Below are 19031 nucleotides of genomic sequence, written 5' to 3' on the forward strand. Positions count from 1 at the left end.
AGAGAAATATCTAGTCTGGAGATTTTTAGGTTAATGTTTAAAAAGTTATTTATTCTATTGATTTTGTCTACTGTGGCCAGTTCGTTGGCAGTCGCGGTACCCACGCCGCAACAAATTCAGCTGTTTCAATCCTTAAGTGGAGAGGAGCAAGAGCGGCTGTTGGAGCAGTACGGTGTGAGTGGCGATGTTTCGCCTCCTACCCAGCGCGGTAACTGGCAAGACCAAGTCAATACTCCGCAGGTCATACCACCCATCGTTGAAGAGACCGTTGAAGAGAGAGAGCAGCATCAGCAAAAGCAGGAGAAAATAAGTAATATTTTTATTGAACCGCCTGCGGCTGAAAATAAGACTCCCCATTTTGGGTATGATGTTTTTAGGGGGAGTCCGAGCGCTTTCGCACCTGCGGCAGATATCCCGGTACCGAGTGATTATATAATTGGCCCCGGTGATGAAATATATATACAGATTTTTGGTAAAGAAAATGCTGATTATAGCCTGATAGTTTCGCGAGATGGCTCGCTAAATTTCCCCCGTGTTGGCGTTATCAGTGTTGCTGGCTTGAGTTTTGATGAGGTTAAAAAACAGTTAACTCAACGCATTAAAAAGCAGTTTATTGGTGTTCAATCACACATTTCCATGGGTACGCTGCGCTCGATCCGTATTTTTGTGATGGGTAATGTAAAACACGCCGGCTCTTATACAGTGAGTGCGTTATCTACTTTAACCAATGCGCTATTCAATAGTGGCGGCGTCACCCCTTTGGGTTCGCTACGGCGGATCGAGTTAAAGCGTCGTGGCGAGGTGATCTCCGAGTTTGATCTGTATGACTTACTCATGAGGGGCGATACCCGTGCCGACCGGAGGTTGCAGCCAGGGGATGTGATTTTTGTTCCTCCGATAGGTGATGTGGTAAAAATTGAGGGAGCCGTTATCCGTCCGGCTATTTATGAGCTTAAGGGCAGACAAACCATTGCCGATGTCTTGGCCTTTGCCGGTGGCATGCTACCGACAGCCTATCCACAAGCATCGCGTATTATTCGTATTGATGAGGCCAACGAACGTCGCCTGCTCGATATTGATTTGAGCAATAAAAAAGCGACTCATCAGCAAATTTTAGCGGGTGACTCGATTACCGTTAGCTCGGTGCTGGATAAGATTGAAAATACCGTATTATTGAGGGGTCATGTCGAGCGTCCGGCTCGATATCAGTGGTTTGAGGGGATGCGTGTGTCGGATTTAATCCCCTCGATTGATGACCTGAAGCCCCAGGCAGACCTTCAGTATGCTTTGATCCGTCGTGAAACAGGGTCTGAACGTCATATTATGATTCTGCATGTCTCGCTTGGTGATATTTTAAGATCACCGAACAGTGAAAAAAATATCGAGATTTTTGAGCGCGACATGCTGATGGTGTTTGGCCTGTATGGCAAACGTAACGAAATGCTTAAACCGTTGGTCGAGCAGCTCAGGAATCAGGGCCGCCCGGATGCACCAGAGAAAATCGTCACACTCTTAGGTAATGTGCGTCATTCGGGGGTTTATCCTTTAACCGAAGGGATGCACCTCTCCGATCTTGTTAAGGCCACGGTTGATGTGTTGCCGGAGACAGATCTCTCCTATGTGCTGGTTCAGAGCGAAATGGGCGCCGCCAGAAAGCTGAAATTGAAGAGCTATGATCTGACTGAAAATGGAGATGTTACGGTTGACCCGCTACTTGAGGCGCGGGATACCGCCTATTTCTTTAATCAGGCAGAGTCGCGTCAGGATCAGCTCAGTGGTTTGCTCTCTAGGTTGGCGCAGCAAGCTGACTTTAATGAGCCACGCCAGGTTGTCACTATCACCGGGCCGGTTAAAAATCCGGGGCAATATCCGCTAGAAGAGGGGATGTATTTAAGTGATCTTGTTCGAGCGGCGGGTTATCTTAAAGAGTCAGCCTATTCATTAGAAGCGGAGTTAAGTCGATATATCATTAAGGATTCCAGCACTCGGGAGATTGAGCATCGGGTTGTGAATCTGACTCAAATTCTGGCAGGGGATAGATCCTTTGATCAACTATTGGAGCCTTATGATTCGCTGACGATTAAACAGCTACCCAACTGGCGAGATGGAAAAAGTGTTGAACTCAAAGGCGAGGTGAGATTTCCGGGTACTTATGCTTTTCTGGAAGGTGAAACACTTGCCGATGTGATGGCTCGTGCCGGAGGTGTTACTGAGCAGGCTTACCCCCAGGCTGCGATTTTTTTACGTGAAGAGTTGCGAATCAAGGAGCAGCGAAATCTGGATGATATGCGTATGCGCCTAGAGAGGGAGATTGCTGCGATCAACCTTGAAAAAGCGAGTATGACCGGTGCCGCTTCGCAGGGTGCGGTTATTGTTGGCAACGATTTGGCCTCAAGGTTAGAGTCAACTAAAGCTCTCGGACGTTTGGTCATCGACCTTGAAGCGGTGCTCTCTGGCGATGAGCGTAGAGATATTGTCCTTAAATCGGGTGATCGCCTGATTGTCCCGAGCAAAACCCAAGAGGTTTCAATCCTGGGTGAAGTTTTTCATCCCACGTCACATTTATATGACGGTAGCCTCTCTGTTGCTGAATATATCAATCAAAGTGGTGGCCTGACGCAGCGGGCTGATGATGCCAGGGTGTATGTGGTAAGGGCCAATGGTGCTGTTGTTACCTCAGGGCTTGGTTGGTTTAAGTCTGGCATCAAATTAAAACCGGGGGATACCATCATAGTACCGCTGGATGTGGATTATCTGAGCACCCTGCGCCTCTGGACTAATGTGAGTCAAATTGTTTATCAGTTGGGTATTGCGGTTGCCAGCTGGAATGCGGTTGGGTTGCTCTAGTTATGACTAAAAAAGCATTTAAAGCGGATAGCCAGTGTGGTGAGCCATGTCTAGTGCCTCAAGGATACTATTCTGAGGCCGAAGATGAGATCGACCTTTTGGAATACTGGGATCTATTGTGGAGTAATCGATGGCTGATTGTACTCATTACAACTTCATTTACAACGCTCGCCATTGTGATTGCACTCCTGACGACACCCATCTATAAAGCGGAAGTTCTGTTAGCACCTGCCGGGGCGGAGGAGGGTGGCGGAATCTCTTTAGGCGGCTTGGGAGGGCTGGCCTCTTTGGTCGGTGTTTCAGGCTCCCTTGGTGGTGGCGCTGAGGAGGGACTTGCGGTGTTGAAGTCACGTCTGTTTCTGAATGATTTTTTTGTTAAGGAGTCGTTGCTGCCAGTACTGTTTGCAGAGCAGTGGCAGGAGAGTGAGCCTGAGTTACGACCCACGCTATGGGATGCCTATGCGCTCTTTACCAAACAAGTGCTTTCAACGAGCACCAGCAAAGAAAACGGTATGATCCAACTGTCAATCAGCTGGAAAGATCCTGTTATAGCGGCTAGCTGGGCAAATAAACTGGTGGTGGTATTAAATGAGCACATGCGACGCCATGCAATTGAGGAGGCGACTCAAAGCATTGACTACCTGAATCAGCAGATCAGCCAAACCAGTGTCTTGGAGATGCAACAGATGCTCTATGGCCTGATTGAAGATGAAACAAAAAAAACCATGCTGGCCAATGTGCGGGTTGAATATGCTTTTAAAGTGATTGACCCTGCGGTTGTCCCCGAGAAAAAAATAAAACCAAAACGGGCACTGATCGTTATTTTAGGGATGGTTCTTGGTCTCTTCTTTGCGGTGTTTTTTGTGTTTTTTCGTACGTTTATTCGCAAGGCTAAACAGGAGCGTTCATCCAAATCGGAGAGCACTTCGTTACAAAATTAATATGAGATAGAGATCTTTAATAGAGGTATTAACAATGGCAAAACAGCACCTTTTTACTTCTGAATCGGTCTCTGAAGGGCACCCGGACAAGGTTGCAGATCAAATTTCAGATGCGATTCTCGATGCGATTCTTGAGCAGGATCACCTGGCGCGTGTCGCCTGTGAGACACTGGTTAACACTGGAATGGTCATCATCTCCGGTGAAATTACCACCTCTGCCTGGGTCGATATGCAGGACGTGATACGCAAAACAATCAAAGGGATCGGTTATAACAGCTCCGATATGGGGTTCGATTACGAATCTTGTGCGGTACTGACCTCCATCGATAAGCAGTCTGTTGATATTGCAATGGGCGTTGATGAAGGTGAAAACAAGGATATGGGCGCGGGTGATCAGGGGATGATGTTTGGTTACGCCAGTAATGAAACGGATGTATTGATGCCTGCACCGATCACCTACGCTCATCGGCTGGTTAAACGCCAGGCGGAGCTGCGCAAAAATGGCACTCTGCCGTGGTTGCGTCCAGATGCTAAAAGCCAGGTCACTTTTCGCTATGAAGATGGCAAGCCGGTGGGGATTGAAGCGGTGGTGCTCTCGACCCAACATACACCGGATATTGCCCATGAAACGCTCAAAGAGGCGGTGATGGATGAGATCATTTTACCGACACTTCCAGAGGCATGGATAGATAGCCAGACCCGTTTTTATATCAACCCAACGGGTCGTTTTGTGATTGGCGGCCCAGTGGGTGATTGTGGCTTGACCGGGCGAAAAATTATTGTTGATACCTACGGTGGCATGGCACGCCATGGTGGCGGCTGTTTCTCTGGTAAAGACCCCAGCAAGGTAGACCGATCGGCTGCTTATGCTGGGCGTTATGTGGCAAAAAACCTGGTGGCAGCCGGAGTAGCCGATCGTTGTGAAATTCAAATTTCTTATGCCATCGGCGTTGCCGAGCCAACCTCTATCAGTATTGATACCTTTGGAACCGGCCAGCTTGAAGAGTCACGGATTATTGAGCTGGTTCGTGAGCACTTCGACCTGCGCCCCCGTGGCATTATCGAAATGCTGGATCTACTTAAACCCCGTTACGCATCCACGGCCGCTTATGGACATTTTGGCCGTGAAGAGCCCCTGTTTACCTGGGAAAAAACCGATAAAGCAGATGCATTACGAGATGCGGCTGGTTTATAAATTGATTTTTAATCATGCCGATTACTGAGAAGCGCTGCAACAGGTTAATCCTGCCAGGCTCGGTAGTTGGCGTTAAACTTTTAACGGCGCTGTGTTTATTCGGAGAAAAAAATGACTGAATTTACGGATTACAAAGTTGCTGATATTTCACTGGCCGATTGGGGTCATAAAGAGATCAAAATAGCTGAAACCGAAATGCCAGGCTTGATGGCGCTGCGTCGAAAGTTTGGTGAAAGTAAACCCCTCCAGGGTGCCCGCATTATGGGTAGCCTACACATGACTATTCAGACAGCTGTCTTAATCGAAACATTGGTGGTGCTGGGTGCTGAGGTGCGCTGGGTTTCATGTAATATCTTCTCTACCCAGGATCATGCGGCGGCGGCAATTGCTGCGCAAAAAATCCCTGTTTTTGCTTGGAAGGGTGAAACACTCGAAGAGTATTGGTGGTGTACTGAACAGGCATTCAACTGGCCTAATGGTGAAACCGCCAACATGATTCTTGATGATGGGGGTGATGCAACGCTTCTGGTTCACAAAGGCGTTGAGTTTGAAAATGCCGGAGCGGTCCCCGATGCGAGTGCTGATGATAATGATGAGTACACATGTATTCTTGAGGTGTTGAGGCGCACCATTGCTAAAGATCCACAATATTGGCATAAACAGGCGAAAAATATCCGAGGCGTAACTGAAGAGACCACCACCGGCGTGCACCGCCTTTATGAGATGGTTGAGAGCGGTGAGCTGCTGTTTCCGGCGATGAATGTGAACGACTCTGTTACCAAATCAAAATTTGACAACCTATACGGCTGTCGTGAGTCACTGGTTGATGGCATTAAGCGTGCTACCGATGTGATGATTGCTGGTAAAGTTGCCTTGGTCTGTGGTTATGGTGATGTGGGCAAGGGGTGTGCACAATCACTGCGTGGTCTTGGCGCGACTGTCTGGGTGACCGAGGTTGACCCTATCTGCGCTCTGCAGGCGGCGATGGAAGGGTATCGTGTGGTTACTCTGGATGATGTCGCACCATCGGTTGATATCTTTGTAACGACTACGGGCAACAAAGATATTATCTGCCACGACCATATGGTGGCCATGAAAAATCAGGCGATTGTCTGTAATATTGGTCACTTTGATAATGAAATCGATATTGCAGGTGTTAAAAAATACCAGTGGGAAAATATCAAACCACAGGTAGACCATATTATTTTTCCCGATGGCAAACGAATTATCATGCTGGCTGAAGGTCGTTTGGTTAATCTGGGTTGTGCTACTGGTCATCCAAGCTTTGTGATGTCCAACTCGTTTACCAATCAAGTATTGGCGCAGATTGAGTTTTTTGTCACACCAGAAAAGTATGCAGTGGGTGTGCATATTCTGCCTAAATTCCTTGATGAGGAGGTGGCGCGCCTGCACTTGGAGAGAATCGGTGCCAAGTTAACCGTGCTGAGCCAGGATCAGGCAGACTATATTGGTGTGCCCGTTGAGGGGCCCTATAAGCCCGATCACTATCGTTACTAATATCATCGCCGGGCTGAATTGTCAGCTCGGTAATCGTGACTATGGCTTGAGGCACCCCCAATGCAGACCCAAAAAAAATACCCACAAAATATCAGTTGCGAGTTTTTTCCACCTAAAACAGCGCAAGGAAAAGAGAAGCTGGGCAATACCATAAAAGCGCTGAAACAGTTAAATCCCAGCTACATATCTGTCACCTTTGGCGCAGGCGGTAGCACCCAGGAGGGGACGCTGGAGACGGTTTTGCGTGTTAAAAGTGAAGGTATCGATGCGGCCCCTCACCTCTCATGTATTGGCTCAAACAGAGATAATATTCGATCTATTCTTGAGCAATACAAATCAAACGGTATCCGCCGAATTGTCACACTCCGGGGTGATATGCCCTCGGGTATGCGTGAGGGTGGCGCGTTTCGCTATGCAAATGAGTTGGTCGAATTTATTCGCAGTGAATACGGTGATTACTTTTATTTGGAAGTGGCCGCCTACCCTGAGTTTCACCCTCAGGCAGAGAGTGCACAACATGATCTGCTCAACTTTAAACGTAAAGTTGAAGCCGGTGCCGATGCGGCAATCACTCAGTACTTTTACAATATTGATGCGTATCTGCGTTTCATAGATGATTGTGAGAAAATGGGACTTGATATACCGATTACACCCGGTATCATGCCGATCACTAATTACACACAGTTGGCACGTTTTTCGGATGGTTGTGGTACCGAGATCCCGCGCTGGTTGCGTCAGCGCCTGGCAGGGTTTGGTGATGATCTTGACGGGTTGAAGAGATACGGATTAGAGGTAACCAGTGAATTATGTCATTCTTTGCTTAAGCAGGGCGCGCCTGGACTACACTTCTACACCATGAATCAATCAGTATCAACGCTGGCGATTTGCAAGAATCTTGGAATAAATATTTAGGCGGGCCAATGAGCGGGTCGGATTGAATATAGACTGGCTCATTAGCTCGTATATCATCAATTTAAGATAATATGGATACTATTATAATGGAACAAAAAAGCAGTAATGTTGTCTGGCACAACGCCACCGTTACACGTGAGTTGCGTGAAAAACAGAATGGCCACAAAAGTGCGATTTTATGGTTTACCGGACTCTCCGGCTCTGGAAAGTCAACCCTGGCGCACGCGGTAGAAGAGCGCCTTCATAAGTTGGATTGTCGCACTTTCGTGCTGGATGGTGATAATGTTCGCCACGGCTTATGCTCTGATCTCGGTTTTAGTGATGAAGACCGTACCGAAAATATACGTCGTATTGGTGAAGTGGCCAAGCTGTTTACCGAATCGGGTGTTATCACACTGACCGCTTTTATCTCCCCTTTTATTGCCGACCGCGAGCAGGTGAGGAACCGTGTTCCCCACGGTGATTTTATCGAGGTTTACTGTGAGTCATCATTGGAGGTCTGTGAAGGGCGAGATGTTAAAGGGCTCTATAAAAAAGCACGTTCGGGCGAAATTCCTGAGTTTACCGGAATCAACTCCCCCTACGAAGCCCCCATAAACCCTGAAATTATTGCTAAAACAGGGGAAAAATCATTGGATGAATGTGCCGATGATGTGATTTCAGTCTTGAAGGAACGTGGTATTATTACCGCATAAATTGATTTTAATCGTCACAGAAGGATATTTACGTGAGTAAGAAAGTTTGTGTTGTTGGTCTGGGCTATGTCGGTTTGCCATTAGCCCTCGCTTTTGGCCGTGTGATGCCAACCCTCGGTTATGAGATTTCTGATGAAAAAGTTCAAGCCTATAAAGATGGCTTTGACCCTACCAATGAGATGTCACCCGAAGCATTTAAGACAGCCACTCAGATCACCTACAGTACTGATTCTGCTACGATTAAACAGGCTGACTTTGTTGTGGTTGCGGTGCCGACTCCTATTGATGCAGCCAAACAACCTGACCTGACACCGGTTATAAAATCGAGTGAAGTGGTCGCAAAAAACCTAAAGCAGGGTGCCATTGTCATCTATGAGTCGACGGTTTACCCCGGTGTGACAGAGGAGATCTGCGTCCCCCTTCTTGAGCAGGGCTCTGGCTTGAAATGTGGTGTGGATTTCTTTGTGGGCTACTCCCCGGAGCGTATTAACCCGGGCGATAAAGTAAATACACTTGAACGCATCGTCAAAGTGGTTGCCGGCCAGGATGAAAATACATTGCAACAGGTTGCCTGGCTGTACGAACAGGTTATTGAGGCCGGTGTCCACCGTGCCACCACTATCAAAGTAGCTGAAGCCGCCAAGGTGATCGAGAATACTCAGCGAGACCTGAACATCGCACTAATGAATGAGCTCTCGATTATTTTCGAAAAGCTGGGTATCGATACCGTTGATGTATTGGAGGCCGCGGGCACCAAGTGGAACTTCTTACCCTTCCGCCCTGGCCTTGTTGGTGGGCATTGCATTGGTGTTGATCCCTATTATCTGACCCATAAAGCCTCCATGCTGGGTTATCACCCTGAAGTGATTCTTGCCGGTCGTCGTATTAACGATGGCATGGGTAAATATGTTGCTGAACAGACGGTTAAAAAACTGATTATGCAGGGTCGTCCCATCAAAGATGCCACCGTATTGGTCATGGGGTTGACTTTTAAGGAGAACTGCCCTGATCTGCGTAACTCCAGAGTGATCGATGTGATAGAAGAGCTGCGCAATTACGGAATCAAGGTGTTGGTATGGGATCCGGTTGCAGAGCCCATTGAAGCAAAGCATGAATATGGCATAGAGCTGGTGGATATTAATACCATTGATCATGTTGAAGCGGTGGTAGCGGCAGTATCTCATGATGAAATAGTCCGCTATGATCTGAATGAATTAGTGATAAAAACAGGGAAAAACGCCCCCTTTATGGATGTGAAATCAGTCTTTGATCGACAAGCACTTGTCGATGCCGGCTTTGATTTCTGGCGTCTGTAATAACGCATAATTAGGAAAAAAAATGCCACAGAAAATATTGGTAACCGGTGCGGCGGGTTTTATCGGCTCAACGCTCTCTAAGCGCCTGCTTGCACGAGGTGATCAAGTCGTTGGGCTGGATAATCTCAATGATTATTATGAGGTACAGCTTAAACTGGATCGATTGGCCAAGTTAAAAGATCAGCCCGGTTTTGAGTTCGTCAAAATAAACCTGGAAGACCGTGATGAGATGGCCGCACTTTTTAAAGAGCAGAAGTTTGATAAAGTGGTCAATCTTGCCGCACAGGCTGGGGTTCGCTACTCACTCATTAATCCTCACGCTTATATCGAGAGCAATATTGTCGGTTTTACCAATGTTCTTGAAGGGTGTCGTCATAATGAAGTAAAGCACCTGGTCTATGCATCCTCCTCATCCGTATACGGTGCCAATACCAAAATGCCATTTTCGATTCATCACAATGTTGATCATCCGGTGTCGCTTTACGCTGCCAGCAAAAAAGCCAATGAACTAATGGCACATACCTATTCTCATCTCTATGATATGCCCACGACCGGCTTGCGCTTCTTTACCGTTTATGGCCCGTGGGGTCGTCCCGATATGGCGCTGTTTCTGTTTACCAAAGCGATTCTTGAAGATCGCCCCATTGATGTCTTTAACCACGGCAAAATGAGACGTGATTTCACCTACGTTGATGATATTGTCGAAGGGGTTATCAGGGTTCTCGATAATACCGCCAAGCCTAACCCGGAGTGGACGGGGGATGCGCCCGACAGTGGTACCAGCTACGCGCCCTTCCGTATCTATAATATCGGTAATAACAGCCCCGTTGAGCTTCTCGATTACATTGGTGCCATCGAAAAGGCCTTAGGTAAAAAGGCTGAGAAAAATATGCTGCCATTGCAACCAGGTGATGTACCCGCTACCTATGCTGATGTTGACGACCTGGTAAATGATGTGGGGTTCAAGCCTGCCATGCCAGTCGAAAAGGGCGTTCAAAACTTTGTTGATTGGTATCGTGAATATTACAACGTGTAAGGTTTTGATATTAAATCCAAAAATATCAGTAGTATTTTGTATTTAAAGGGAAGTGTTGTATGAAAGGTATTATCTTGGCCGGTGGCAGCGGTACACGGCTGCATCCCTTAACATTAGCCGTTAGTAAGCAGTTAATGCCGGTTTATGACAAGCCGATGATCTATTACCCGCTTTCCACACTAATGCTGGCGGGTATTCGTGAAATCTTGCTGATTTCAACACCCCGTGACTTGCCGATGTTTCAGCATGTATTGAAAGATGGCTCACAATGGGGTCTTTCGATCTCCTATGCGGAGCAGCCTAGCCCTGACGGGCTGGCACAGGCTTATCAAATTGGCAAAGATTTTGTGGCAGGTGAACCCTCGGCTCTGATCTTGGGAGACAACATCTTTTATGGCGATGGTTTGTCGAATCAGTTGCGCCATGCGGCCGCTAGAGCGAGTGGCGCTTCCGTCTTCGCCTATCACGTCAACGACCCAGAGCGTTATGGCGTGGTTGATTTTGATGAAGAAGGCAAAGCGCTCTCCATTGAAGAGAAACCCGAGCAGCCAAAATCAAACTATGCGGTAACCGGCCTCTATTTCTATGACGAACAAGTGATTGATATAGCCGCTGATCTCAAGCCCTCCGCACGGGGTGAGTTAGAGATAACCGATGTCAATAAAGTTTACCTTGAGATGAATGCACTGCATGTTCAACGCATGGGACGTGGTACTGCTTGGCTCGATACCGGCACCCATGACTCGCTGCTAGAGGCCGCTCAATTCGTTGAAGTGCTGGAGAAACGCCAGGGGCTGAAAATTGCCTGCCTGGAGGAGATTGCTTGGCAAAAAAAGTATATTTCAGATGAAGACTTGTTGAAGTTAGCCACTCCTTTGAAAAAAAATGGTTATGGGCAGTATCTGCTGAAACTGTTAAAGGGTAAGGCGTGATGAAAATAAATAAAACTAATCTAAACGGCGTGTTGCATATAGAGCCGAAGGTATTTGGTGACACACGTGGTTTTTTCCTGGAAACCTATCATAAAGAGCGTTACATGGCCGCTGGTTTTCCAGATGTGGATTTTGTGCAAGATAATCACTCCCGCTCAAGCAAGGGTGTGCTGCGTGGGTTACATTTTCAGGTTAACCATCCCCAGGGGAAGCTGGTTCAGGTAAGCTCTGGTTCGGTGTTTGATGTGGCCGTAGATATTCGTATCGGGTCACCCACATTTGGCCAGTGGTATGGTTGTATCCTAAGTGAAGAGAATCACCATCAGCTCTGGATACCTCCGCAATTTGCCCACGGCTTTTGTGTGCTCTCTGAGCGTGCTGACTTTTTGTATAAATGTACCGACTATTACCGCCCTGACGATGAGAGTGGGCTGCTGTGGAGTGACCCAAAAGTGGCTATCGAGTGGCCCCTAAAAGAGCCGCTGTTATCAGAGAAGGATCGGGCACTTCCCATGCTCTGTGAGATCGACACTTCACTGCTACCGAATTATTGAAATGAAAGTTTTAATTACAGGGTCTCAGGGGCAGGTTGGCCGCGAGTTAATGGCATTAGCGGCAAGCCACGGCTGTGAAGCGGTCGGCTTTGAGCGCAATACGCTGGATATTACAGATCAAGTCGCCGTACAAAAAACAGTCGCGCAACAACAACCCGATGCGGTTATTAATGCCGCAGCCTATACGGCGGTAGATAAAGCAGAATCAGATGCCGAGGCTGCACTGGCAGTTAATGCAACCGCCGTTGGCTATTTGGCGCAAGCATGTGCCGATTTAAAGATCCCCTTGGTTCATATCTCAACAGATTATGTCTTTGATGGCAGCAAGCAGGGAGCCTACTTCGAAGGTGACGCACTCTCTCCCCTTGGTGTTTATGGTGAGACAAAACTGGCCGGTGAAGAGGCTGTGAAAACGATGTGTAGTGCCTACTATATCTTACGCACCAGCTGGGTATTCTCCCCGCACGGCAGTAATTTCGTCAAAACAATGTTACGCCTGGCTGCAGAACGAGAAACATTGGGTGTGGTAGCCGACCAGCATGGCAAACCAACCTCCGCTCAAGAGATAGCTAAAACAGTTTATAGAATGTTAATGAGCAATAAGCGAGCATGGGGAACCTACCATATTGCACAGCCCAATGTGACCACATGGTTTGATTTTGCAGAGGCTATCTTTTTAGAAGCAAAAAATCAGCACATGGCGCTTAAAATCAGCACGCTGAACGCTATTGCCAGCAAAGATTACTCAACACCAGCCAAACGCCCCGTAAACTCTGAGCTAAACTGTACAAAGTTGGAAGAAACGTTTGAAATAAAGCTACAGCCTTGGGCAGAGTCTCTGACCGAGGTGATTAACACGCTTGCGGAAGCGTCGGCTGCTCGCAGCCGAAAGCTGTAAAATGCGACTCACTCAAAGTCAGGTATTAGCCATTAAGAGTATTATTCAACACTCATTAGGTTCAGCCAGTGAGGTGTGGCTCTTTGGGTCGAGAGTTAATGATTCGGCTCGTGGTGGTGATATTGACCTTTATGTGGAGACTGACCAGCCGTGCGGATTACAAAAAAAATTACGACTAATAACAAAAATCCAACGGGCTATTGGTTTGAGAAAGATTGATTTAATCGTAAAAACAAAAGGCTGTGAACATAAGTCTATCCACGATACCGCAAAGTCGGAAGGGGTGCATTTGTGATTTCTGAAACATTTCAGACATTAGCATTGCATATAAGTCGCGCCAATAGAGCCCATGAAGAGGTGGTCAGCTTTTCAAATACTTTAAGTGCAGAGTCATTGGATGATTTTGATAAGGTGAAGGTGATTGATAGTTTCATCTTCAGGTTTATTAAAATACAAGACTTAATGGGCAACAAACTATTTAGAGAGCTTCTTGATGCTTTAGGTGAGTATCAGCCCTCGATGAGTATGCTTGATGTTTTGGATCGACTGGAAAAACTAGAGCTATTAAGCAGCGCCGAGCAGTGGATGGATTATAGAAATTTAAGGAATGTATTAACACATGAATATCCTGACAACAGGGAAGAACTGCTTGAGGGCATTCACACCGCCTTAAATGTGTTTGCTGATATAAAGAGCCTCAATGAAACACTTTTTCAGTATGCAAAAAAAAAGGGGTTGTTAGATCCGTGATTCAGTCCAATTAAACTAGAAAAACCGCCTCTTTTTCACTGCTGATCCGTAACAAAAATTCTTTAAAAGAAGATTTAAAATGACCACCTCAAACACTCCTAACTCATCATCTAACGCCTACACACCTAAAACTATTTTAGTAACGGGTGGCGCAGGTTTTATTGGCTGTAACTATGTCCGTTACATGCTGGCAACGGATGATCAAGTCAAAATAGTCAACCTTGACATGCTCACCTATGCCGGCTCTTTGGATAACCTAAAGGATTTACCGGACGAATCCCGTCACTTTTTTGTAGAAGGCGATATTTGTGATCGAGAGCTGATCGATAAGCTTTTACGTGAACACGATATCGATACTATTGTCCACTTTGCCGCAGAGTCTCACGTTGATAACTCAATATCGGGCCCCGAAATATTTGTAAAAACCAATGTAATGGGCACCTTCACATTACTGGAATCGGCGCGCCAATACTGGCAAGGCGAAAAAGGTAGGAATCAAATGCAGTGCCACTTTCACCATATTTCAACCGATGAAGTGTATGGCACATTAGAAGCTAATGACCCCGCCTTTAGCGAAACCACACCCTATGCGCCTAACTCACCCTACTCTGCATCAAAAGCAGGATCAGACCACTTGGTGCGTGCCTATTTTCATACCTACGGCCTACCCGTAACCACCACCAACTGCTCAAACAACTATGGCTCTTACCAACACAGTGAAAAATTTATTCCAACAGTGATTCGCAAATGCTTAGAGCAAGAAGCAATTCCTGTTTATGGTGATGGCTCTAATATTAGGGACTGGCTGTATGTAACCGACCACTGCTCAGGCATTGATGCAGTTGTACGTGGTGGTGAGCTGGGTGAGGTTTATAACATTGGCGGCATTAATGAGTGGGCAAATATTGATATATGCAAACTGATTTGCCAACTCATGGACGAACATAAACCTGAGAACGCACCGCACACTGATTTAATTACATTTGTACAAGACAGGGCAGGCCATGATTGGCGCTATGCGATTGATGCGGCAAAGATGAGTGATGATTTAGATTGGAGGCCTGTTGAAACATTTGAGACAGGCATCCGTAAAACGGTAGCTTGGTATTTGGAGGCATGAAGTGATTCATCGATTAGCAGATGTGCAAAGCGATAAAATTGGAGAAGGAACGAACATATGGCAGTTTTGTGTAATTTTGTCAGGTGCAAAAATAGGGCGGGACTGTAATATTTGCGCACAAGTATTCATTGAAAATAATGTTGTGGTTGGTGATTCTGTAACGATTAAAAATGGTGTTCAGCTTTGGGATGGAATTACAATTGAAAATAATGTGTTCATTGGGCCAAATGTAACCTTTACCAATGATTTACACCCTCGTTCCAAAGTATACCCTGATAGTTTTTTACAAACAGTTGTTAAAGAAGGTGCTTCAATCGGAGCCAACGCAACAATTCTTCCAGGGGTGATAATAAATAAAAATGCAATGGTTGGTGCGGGATCAGTTGTAACCAAAGATGTACCGCCTCATGCTATTGTTGTTGGAAATCCCGCTAACATTGCTGGTTATGTAAATAGTGATAAAGGTTCTAGCTCAGAACAGTGCTCTACGGTTAAAACAAGCATGAAAAGTATTGCGGGAGCTATTTTACATGACATTCCAGTAGTTAATGATTTACGTGGAAGTTTGTCTTTTGCTGAATCTCCTCAGCACTTGCCTTTTGTTCCTAAGCGATATTTTACAGTTTTTGATGTTCCTGGAAAAGAGGTCAGGGGCGAACATGCACATCGTACAATTCACCAGTTTCTTATTTGTGTGAAAGGTAGCTGCTCAGTTGTTGTGGATAATGGGTACGGTCGCTCAGAAGTATTGCTTGATAAGCCCAGCAAAGGCTTACATATACCTCCTATGCTTTGGGGTATTCAATATCAATACTCATCAGATGCTGTTTTGTTGGTGTTAGCTTCTGATATTTATGATGCGGATGAGTATATACGTGACTATGACGAATTTCTAGGTATGGTGAAAAAATGAAAGTTCCATTTTTAGATTTAAAAGAAATAAATGCACAGTACAAAGATGAAATGGTGGAAGCCTTTGAGCGGGTATTAGATAGTGGCTGGTATATACAAGGCTCAGAGGTAAAATATTTTGAGCAAGAGTTTGCTGATTATTGTGGGGTGGAGCACTGCATTGGTGTTGGCAACGGCTTGGATGCGCTGATCCTTATTTTCAGGGCATATATGGAAATGGGCAAACTGCAAAAAGGCGATGAGGTTGTTGTGCCCGCCAATACTTATATTGCTTCGATTCTTGCGATTACAGAAAATCGTTTGAAGCCTGTATTGGTTGAACCTGACTTAAATACATATAACTTTGCCCCAGAATTGGTTGAGCAGGCGATTACCTCTAAAACAAAAGCAATCTTGGCAGTGCACTTATATGGTCAACTGGCAGATATGCCCGCACTAAAAAATATTGCAGATAAACATGGTCTGCTGTTGATTGAAGATTCTGCACAAGCACATGGCGCAAGTTTGAGTGGGGTTAAAGCTGGTGCGTGGGGTGATGCTTCAGGCTTTAGTTTTTATCCAGGTAAAAATTTGGGCGCATTGGGTGATGCCGGAGCAGTGACTACAAAACATGACGACCTTGCTCAAGCAATTCGTGCTTTAGGTAATTATGGCAGTTATAAAAAATATGAAAATTTATATCAAGGTATCAATAGTCGACTGGATGAGCTGCAAGCAGCTCTGTTACGGGTGAAATTGCGTGGCTTAGATGAAGAAATAAAAAAGCGCCGTGAAGTTGCATATACATATTTAGAGGGTATCAAACATACAGATATTACTTTGCCGCACATAACACAAAAAGAAGCGCATGTGTGGCACTTGTTCGTGGTGCGCTGTGAAAATAGAGAAGCCTTACAGGTATATTTAAAGCGAAGGGGTGTGCAAACTTTAATTCACTATCCGACAGCTCCACATCATCAGCAGGCTTATGCCGAATGGAGGAGTAAGTCACTCCCAATTACTGAAAGAGTTCACCAAGAGGTATTGAGTTTGCCAGTGAGTCCTGTGCTGTCTTTGGATGATGTAAAAAAAGTAGCATTGTTGGTCAATGACTTTAGTTAAAACATCTATTCTTAGTTTTATAGCCACAGTGATAAAGCTGCTAGCTGCATTGGTCATTAATAAGGCGGTTGCCGTGTATATTGGGCCAGCTGGTTTGGCACTTATAGGTCAATTTCAAAATTTCACCCAAGTTGTGATGACTTTTGCACAAGGCGCAATCAATGCTGGTGTAACTAAGTATACAGCTGAGTATGCAAAAGATGAGGGAAGCAGCCTCTCCATTTTATTTAGTACAGCAAGTAAAATATGTTTGACTGCCTCCGCGTTGGTTGGGGCGGGCATAGTGCTTCTTTCCAATTATACGTCAATATATTTTTTAAAGTCAGGTGATCATAGTTATATATTTGTGATTTTTGGTTTCACCATAATTTTGTTTGTTTTGAACAGTCTCCTCCTGTCTATTTTGAATGGGTTAAAAGAAATCAAAACTTGGGTATCAATAAATATTATTCAAAGTATTTATAGCCTTATTTTTACAACATCTTTAATTTTTTGGCTTGGTTTGGATGGCGCTCTAATTGCCTTGGTTACCAATCAATCGGTGGTGTTTTTTATCGTATTATGGATGCTGAGAAAGCACCAAGTTATTAAAGTTAGTAACTTCAAAGGGGATTTTAATAAACCTGAAGCAAAAAAGTTAATGGCTTTTGCTGCGATGGCACTTACTACAGCCCTTACGATACCTATTTCTCATTTGATAATAAGAAACTATATCGGTGAAAATATTGGTTGGGATGAGGCAGGCTATTGGCAGGCAATTTGGTATATATCTATGATGTACCTAATGGTGGTAACAACTACCTTGAGTATTTATTTTTTACCAAAGTTTTCAGAACTGACTGATAAAAAAGAACTTAGAAAAGAGTTGGTTTCGGGATATATCATTATATTACCTATAGTAATATGTATGTCCCTAGGTATTTTATTTTTTAAGGATGAAATTATTAACATATTGTTTTCTTCCGCATTTTTACCAATGAAAGATCTGTTTCTGTTTCAGTTGATTGGCGATGTTATCAAGATCGCGGCTTGGTTAGTCGCGACTTTAATGGCAGCGAAAGCAATGGCTAAAATGTACATTGTTACAGAGCTGATATTCTCTTTGTCGTTTGTTTTCATCGCAATTTTTATGTTAGATACCTACGGTCTAGTTGGGATAACATACGCTTTTTCTATAAATTACTTCCTTTATTTAATAGTGGTTATTTTACTTACAAGAAAAGTGTGGGTATAGAATTGAATATTCTGTTACTGGGTGAATATAGTGGAATGTACCGTGAGCTAAAGAAAGGCTTTCTTCAACTTGGGCATGGTGTTACCCATATTTCAGGGGGAGATGGCTGGAAGGCGATTACATCAGATACAGATTTAAGCTTTGGCTTGAAGGGAAGGGCTGGGTTTTATGCAACTTCAATTCGAGGGCCATTTTATTTAAAGGCTCTAGACTTAGACTCTTTTGATATCATATTTGCTTGTCATGCTATGGTGTTTTCACCTCTTGTCCCGTCCTTTCTATTTGACTTCTTTTTTTCTAGATATAAGGGGAGGTTTTTTCTTAGTGTGGCAGGAAATGACTTTTACACATACCAAGCAACAAAAGATAAGCTTAACTATACATGGTTTGAAGGAGATATTCTGGATCAAGAGGGGGATCCAAACTACTTGAGACCTAAGAGAATAAAGCTAAATGAAAAGGTCTGTAGTGCGGCTAAAGGTTTTGTGCCTGTTATGTATGAATACTCTTTAGGCTACCAAGATAAGGGAAAGCCTTTGCGGATTATTCCTTTGCCGTTTGATGTTAAAGAAATAGGGAGCCCTTCTAACACTGTTGGTAATAAAGTTGTTTTTTTTCATGGTATTAGCCGACCGGGATTTAAAGGTTCTAATATAATTACAGAGGCAATGAATAAACTGCAGAAAAGGTATCCTAATGATGTTGAAGTCACCACCCCTACTAAGCTCAAGTACTCTAAATATGTTGAAGAATTAAAAATAGCTAATGTAATAATAGACCAAGCAAACTCCTATTCTTATGGGATGAATGCAATTATTGGACTTTCGTATGGGAAACAGGTTTTGAGTGGTTCAGAGCCTGAAGCAATCAAGGCATTGGGCGTAGAAAATTGTCCCGTTATTAATATAAAGCCTAACTCCAATGATATTTTCAAGCAGCTTCAGTTATGCTTGGAGAAGAGGGACAGCTTTGAAGAATCTGGAGTAAGTGCTAGAGAATACGTTGAACGAGTACATGACTGCAAAACAGTAGCGGAGCAATATTTAGACTTCGCTATGTTGAAATAAAAA

General features: G+C 44.9%; 18 protein-coding genes and 1 riboswitch. All 18 genes read left to right on the forward strand.

Annotated elements, in window-relative coordinates:
* Nucleotides 1-33 precede the first annotated feature (33 nt).
* The 18 genes from L3J94_08005 (at nt 34) to L3J94_08090 (ending at nt 19028) form a co-directional block, all read left to right on the forward strand.
* A complete protein-coding gene (locus L3J94_08005; GenBank protein ID MCF6218684.1) occupies nt 34-2847 on the forward strand; it encodes an SLBB domain-containing protein in 2814 nt (937 codons plus the stop codon).
* Between the two features lie 2 nt (nt 2848-2849).
* Nucleotides 2850-3788, forward strand: coding sequence for a Wzz/FepE/Etk N-terminal domain-containing protein (locus tag L3J94_08010; protein MCF6218685.1), 939 nt, complete (start codon nt 2850-2852; stop codon nt 3786-3788).
* Between the two features lie 34 nt (nt 3789-3822).
* Nucleotides 3823-4983 (forward strand): methionine adenosyltransferase, encoded by a 1161-nt coding sequence (metK, locus tag L3J94_08015; GenBank protein MCF6218686.1) that lies wholly within the window; start codon nt 3823-3825, stop codon nt 4981-4983.
* Between the two features lie 20 nt (nt 4984-5003).
* A riboswitch (S-adenosyl-L-homocysteine riboswitch) is annotated at nt 5004-5082 on the forward strand.
* Between the two features lie 12 nt (nt 5083-5094).
* A complete protein-coding gene (gene ahcY / locus L3J94_08020) occupies nt 5095-6501 on the forward strand; it encodes an adenosylhomocysteinase (protein ID MCF6218687.1) in 1407 nt (468 codons plus the stop codon).
* Between the two features lie 60 nt (nt 6502-6561).
* Nucleotides 6562-7413: a methylenetetrahydrofolate reductase [NAD(P)H] gene (gene metF / locus L3J94_08025; protein ID MCF6218688.1), complete on the forward strand. Its 852-nt coding sequence runs from the start codon at nt 6562-6564 to the stop codon at nt 7411-7413.
* A gap of 86 nt (nt 7414-7499) precedes the next feature.
* Nucleotides 7500-8108, forward strand: coding sequence for an adenylyl-sulfate kinase (gene cysC, locus L3J94_08030; protein ID MCF6218689.1), 609 nt, complete (start codon nt 7500-7502; stop codon nt 8106-8108).
* A 32-nt stretch (nt 8109-8140) separates the two neighbouring features.
* Complete coding sequence (locus L3J94_08035) at nt 8141-9424, forward strand: nucleotide sugar dehydrogenase (protein MCF6218690.1); 1284 nt, start codon at nt 8141-8143, stop codon at nt 9422-9424.
* Between the two features lie 22 nt (nt 9425-9446).
* Nucleotides 9447-10460 carry an NAD-dependent epimerase gene (locus tag L3J94_08040; protein MCF6218691.1) on the forward strand — a complete coding sequence of 338 codons (1014 nt, stop codon included), beginning with the start codon at nt 9447-9449 and terminating at the stop codon, nt 10458-10460.
* A gap of 59 nt (nt 10461-10519) precedes the next feature.
* The gene (gene rfbA, locus L3J94_08045; protein ID MCF6218692.1) at nt 10520-11392 is read left to right on the forward strand and encodes a glucose-1-phosphate thymidylyltransferase RfbA; all 873 of its coding nucleotides are present in this window, start codon (nt 10520-10522) and stop codon (nt 11390-11392) included.
* Entirely contained in the window at nt 11392-11946 is a 555-nt protein-coding gene (gene rfbC, locus L3J94_08050) for a dTDP-4-dehydrorhamnose 3,5-epimerase (GenBank protein MCF6218693.1), read from the forward strand. Before rfbA ends, rfbC begins: the two co-directional genes overlap by 1 nt.
* 1 nt (nt 11947) lies before the next feature.
* On the forward strand, nt 11948-12844 hold the full coding sequence (gene rfbD, locus L3J94_08055) for a dTDP-4-dehydrorhamnose reductase (protein ID MCF6218694.1): 897 nt from the start codon (nt 11948-11950) through the stop codon (nt 12842-12844).
* A gap of 1 nt (nt 12845) precedes the next feature.
* Entirely contained in the window at nt 12846-13139 is a 294-nt protein-coding gene (locus L3J94_08060) for a nucleotidyltransferase domain-containing protein (GenBank protein ID MCF6218695.1), read from the forward strand.
* On the forward strand, nt 13136-13594 hold the full coding sequence (locus tag L3J94_08065; GenBank protein MCF6218696.1) for a hypothetical protein: 459 nt from the start codon (nt 13136-13138) through the stop codon (nt 13592-13594). The genes L3J94_08060 and L3J94_08065 overlap by 4 nt, the downstream gene beginning before the upstream one ends.
* Before the next feature lie 79 nt (nt 13595-13673).
* Nucleotides 13674-14714: a dTDP-glucose 4,6-dehydratase gene (rfbB, locus tag L3J94_08070; protein ID MCF6218697.1), complete on the forward strand. Its 1041-nt coding sequence runs from the start codon at nt 13674-13676 to the stop codon at nt 14712-14714.
* A 1-nt stretch (nt 14715) separates the two neighbouring features.
* Nucleotides 14716-15627 carry a WxcM-like domain-containing protein gene (locus tag L3J94_08075; protein ID MCF6218698.1) on the forward strand — a complete coding sequence of 304 codons (912 nt, stop codon included), beginning with the start codon at nt 14716-14718 and terminating at the stop codon, nt 15625-15627.
* Nucleotides 15624-16727, forward strand: a complete 1104-nt coding sequence (locus L3J94_08080; protein MCF6218699.1) for a DegT/DnrJ/EryC1/StrS family aminotransferase — start codon at nt 15624-15626, stop codon at nt 16725-16727. The genes L3J94_08075 and L3J94_08080 overlap by 4 nt, the downstream gene beginning before the upstream one ends.
* Entirely contained in the window at nt 16714-17961 is a 1248-nt protein-coding gene (locus L3J94_08085) for an O-antigen translocase (GenBank protein ID MCF6218700.1), read from the forward strand. The genes L3J94_08080 and L3J94_08085 overlap by 14 nt, the downstream gene beginning before the upstream one ends.
* Nucleotides 17952-19028, forward strand: coding sequence for a hypothetical protein (locus tag L3J94_08090; protein ID MCF6218701.1), 1077 nt, complete (start codon nt 17952-17954; stop codon nt 19026-19028). Before L3J94_08085 ends, L3J94_08090 begins: the two co-directional genes overlap by 10 nt.
* Nucleotides 19029-19031 lie beyond the last annotated feature (3 nt).

The sequence above is a fragment of the Gammaproteobacteria bacterium genome (genome assembly GCA_021647245.1).
In the GTDB taxonomy this organism is placed as follows: Bacteria; Pseudomonadota; Gammaproteobacteria; order RBG-16-57-12; family RBG-16-57-12; genus JAFLJP01.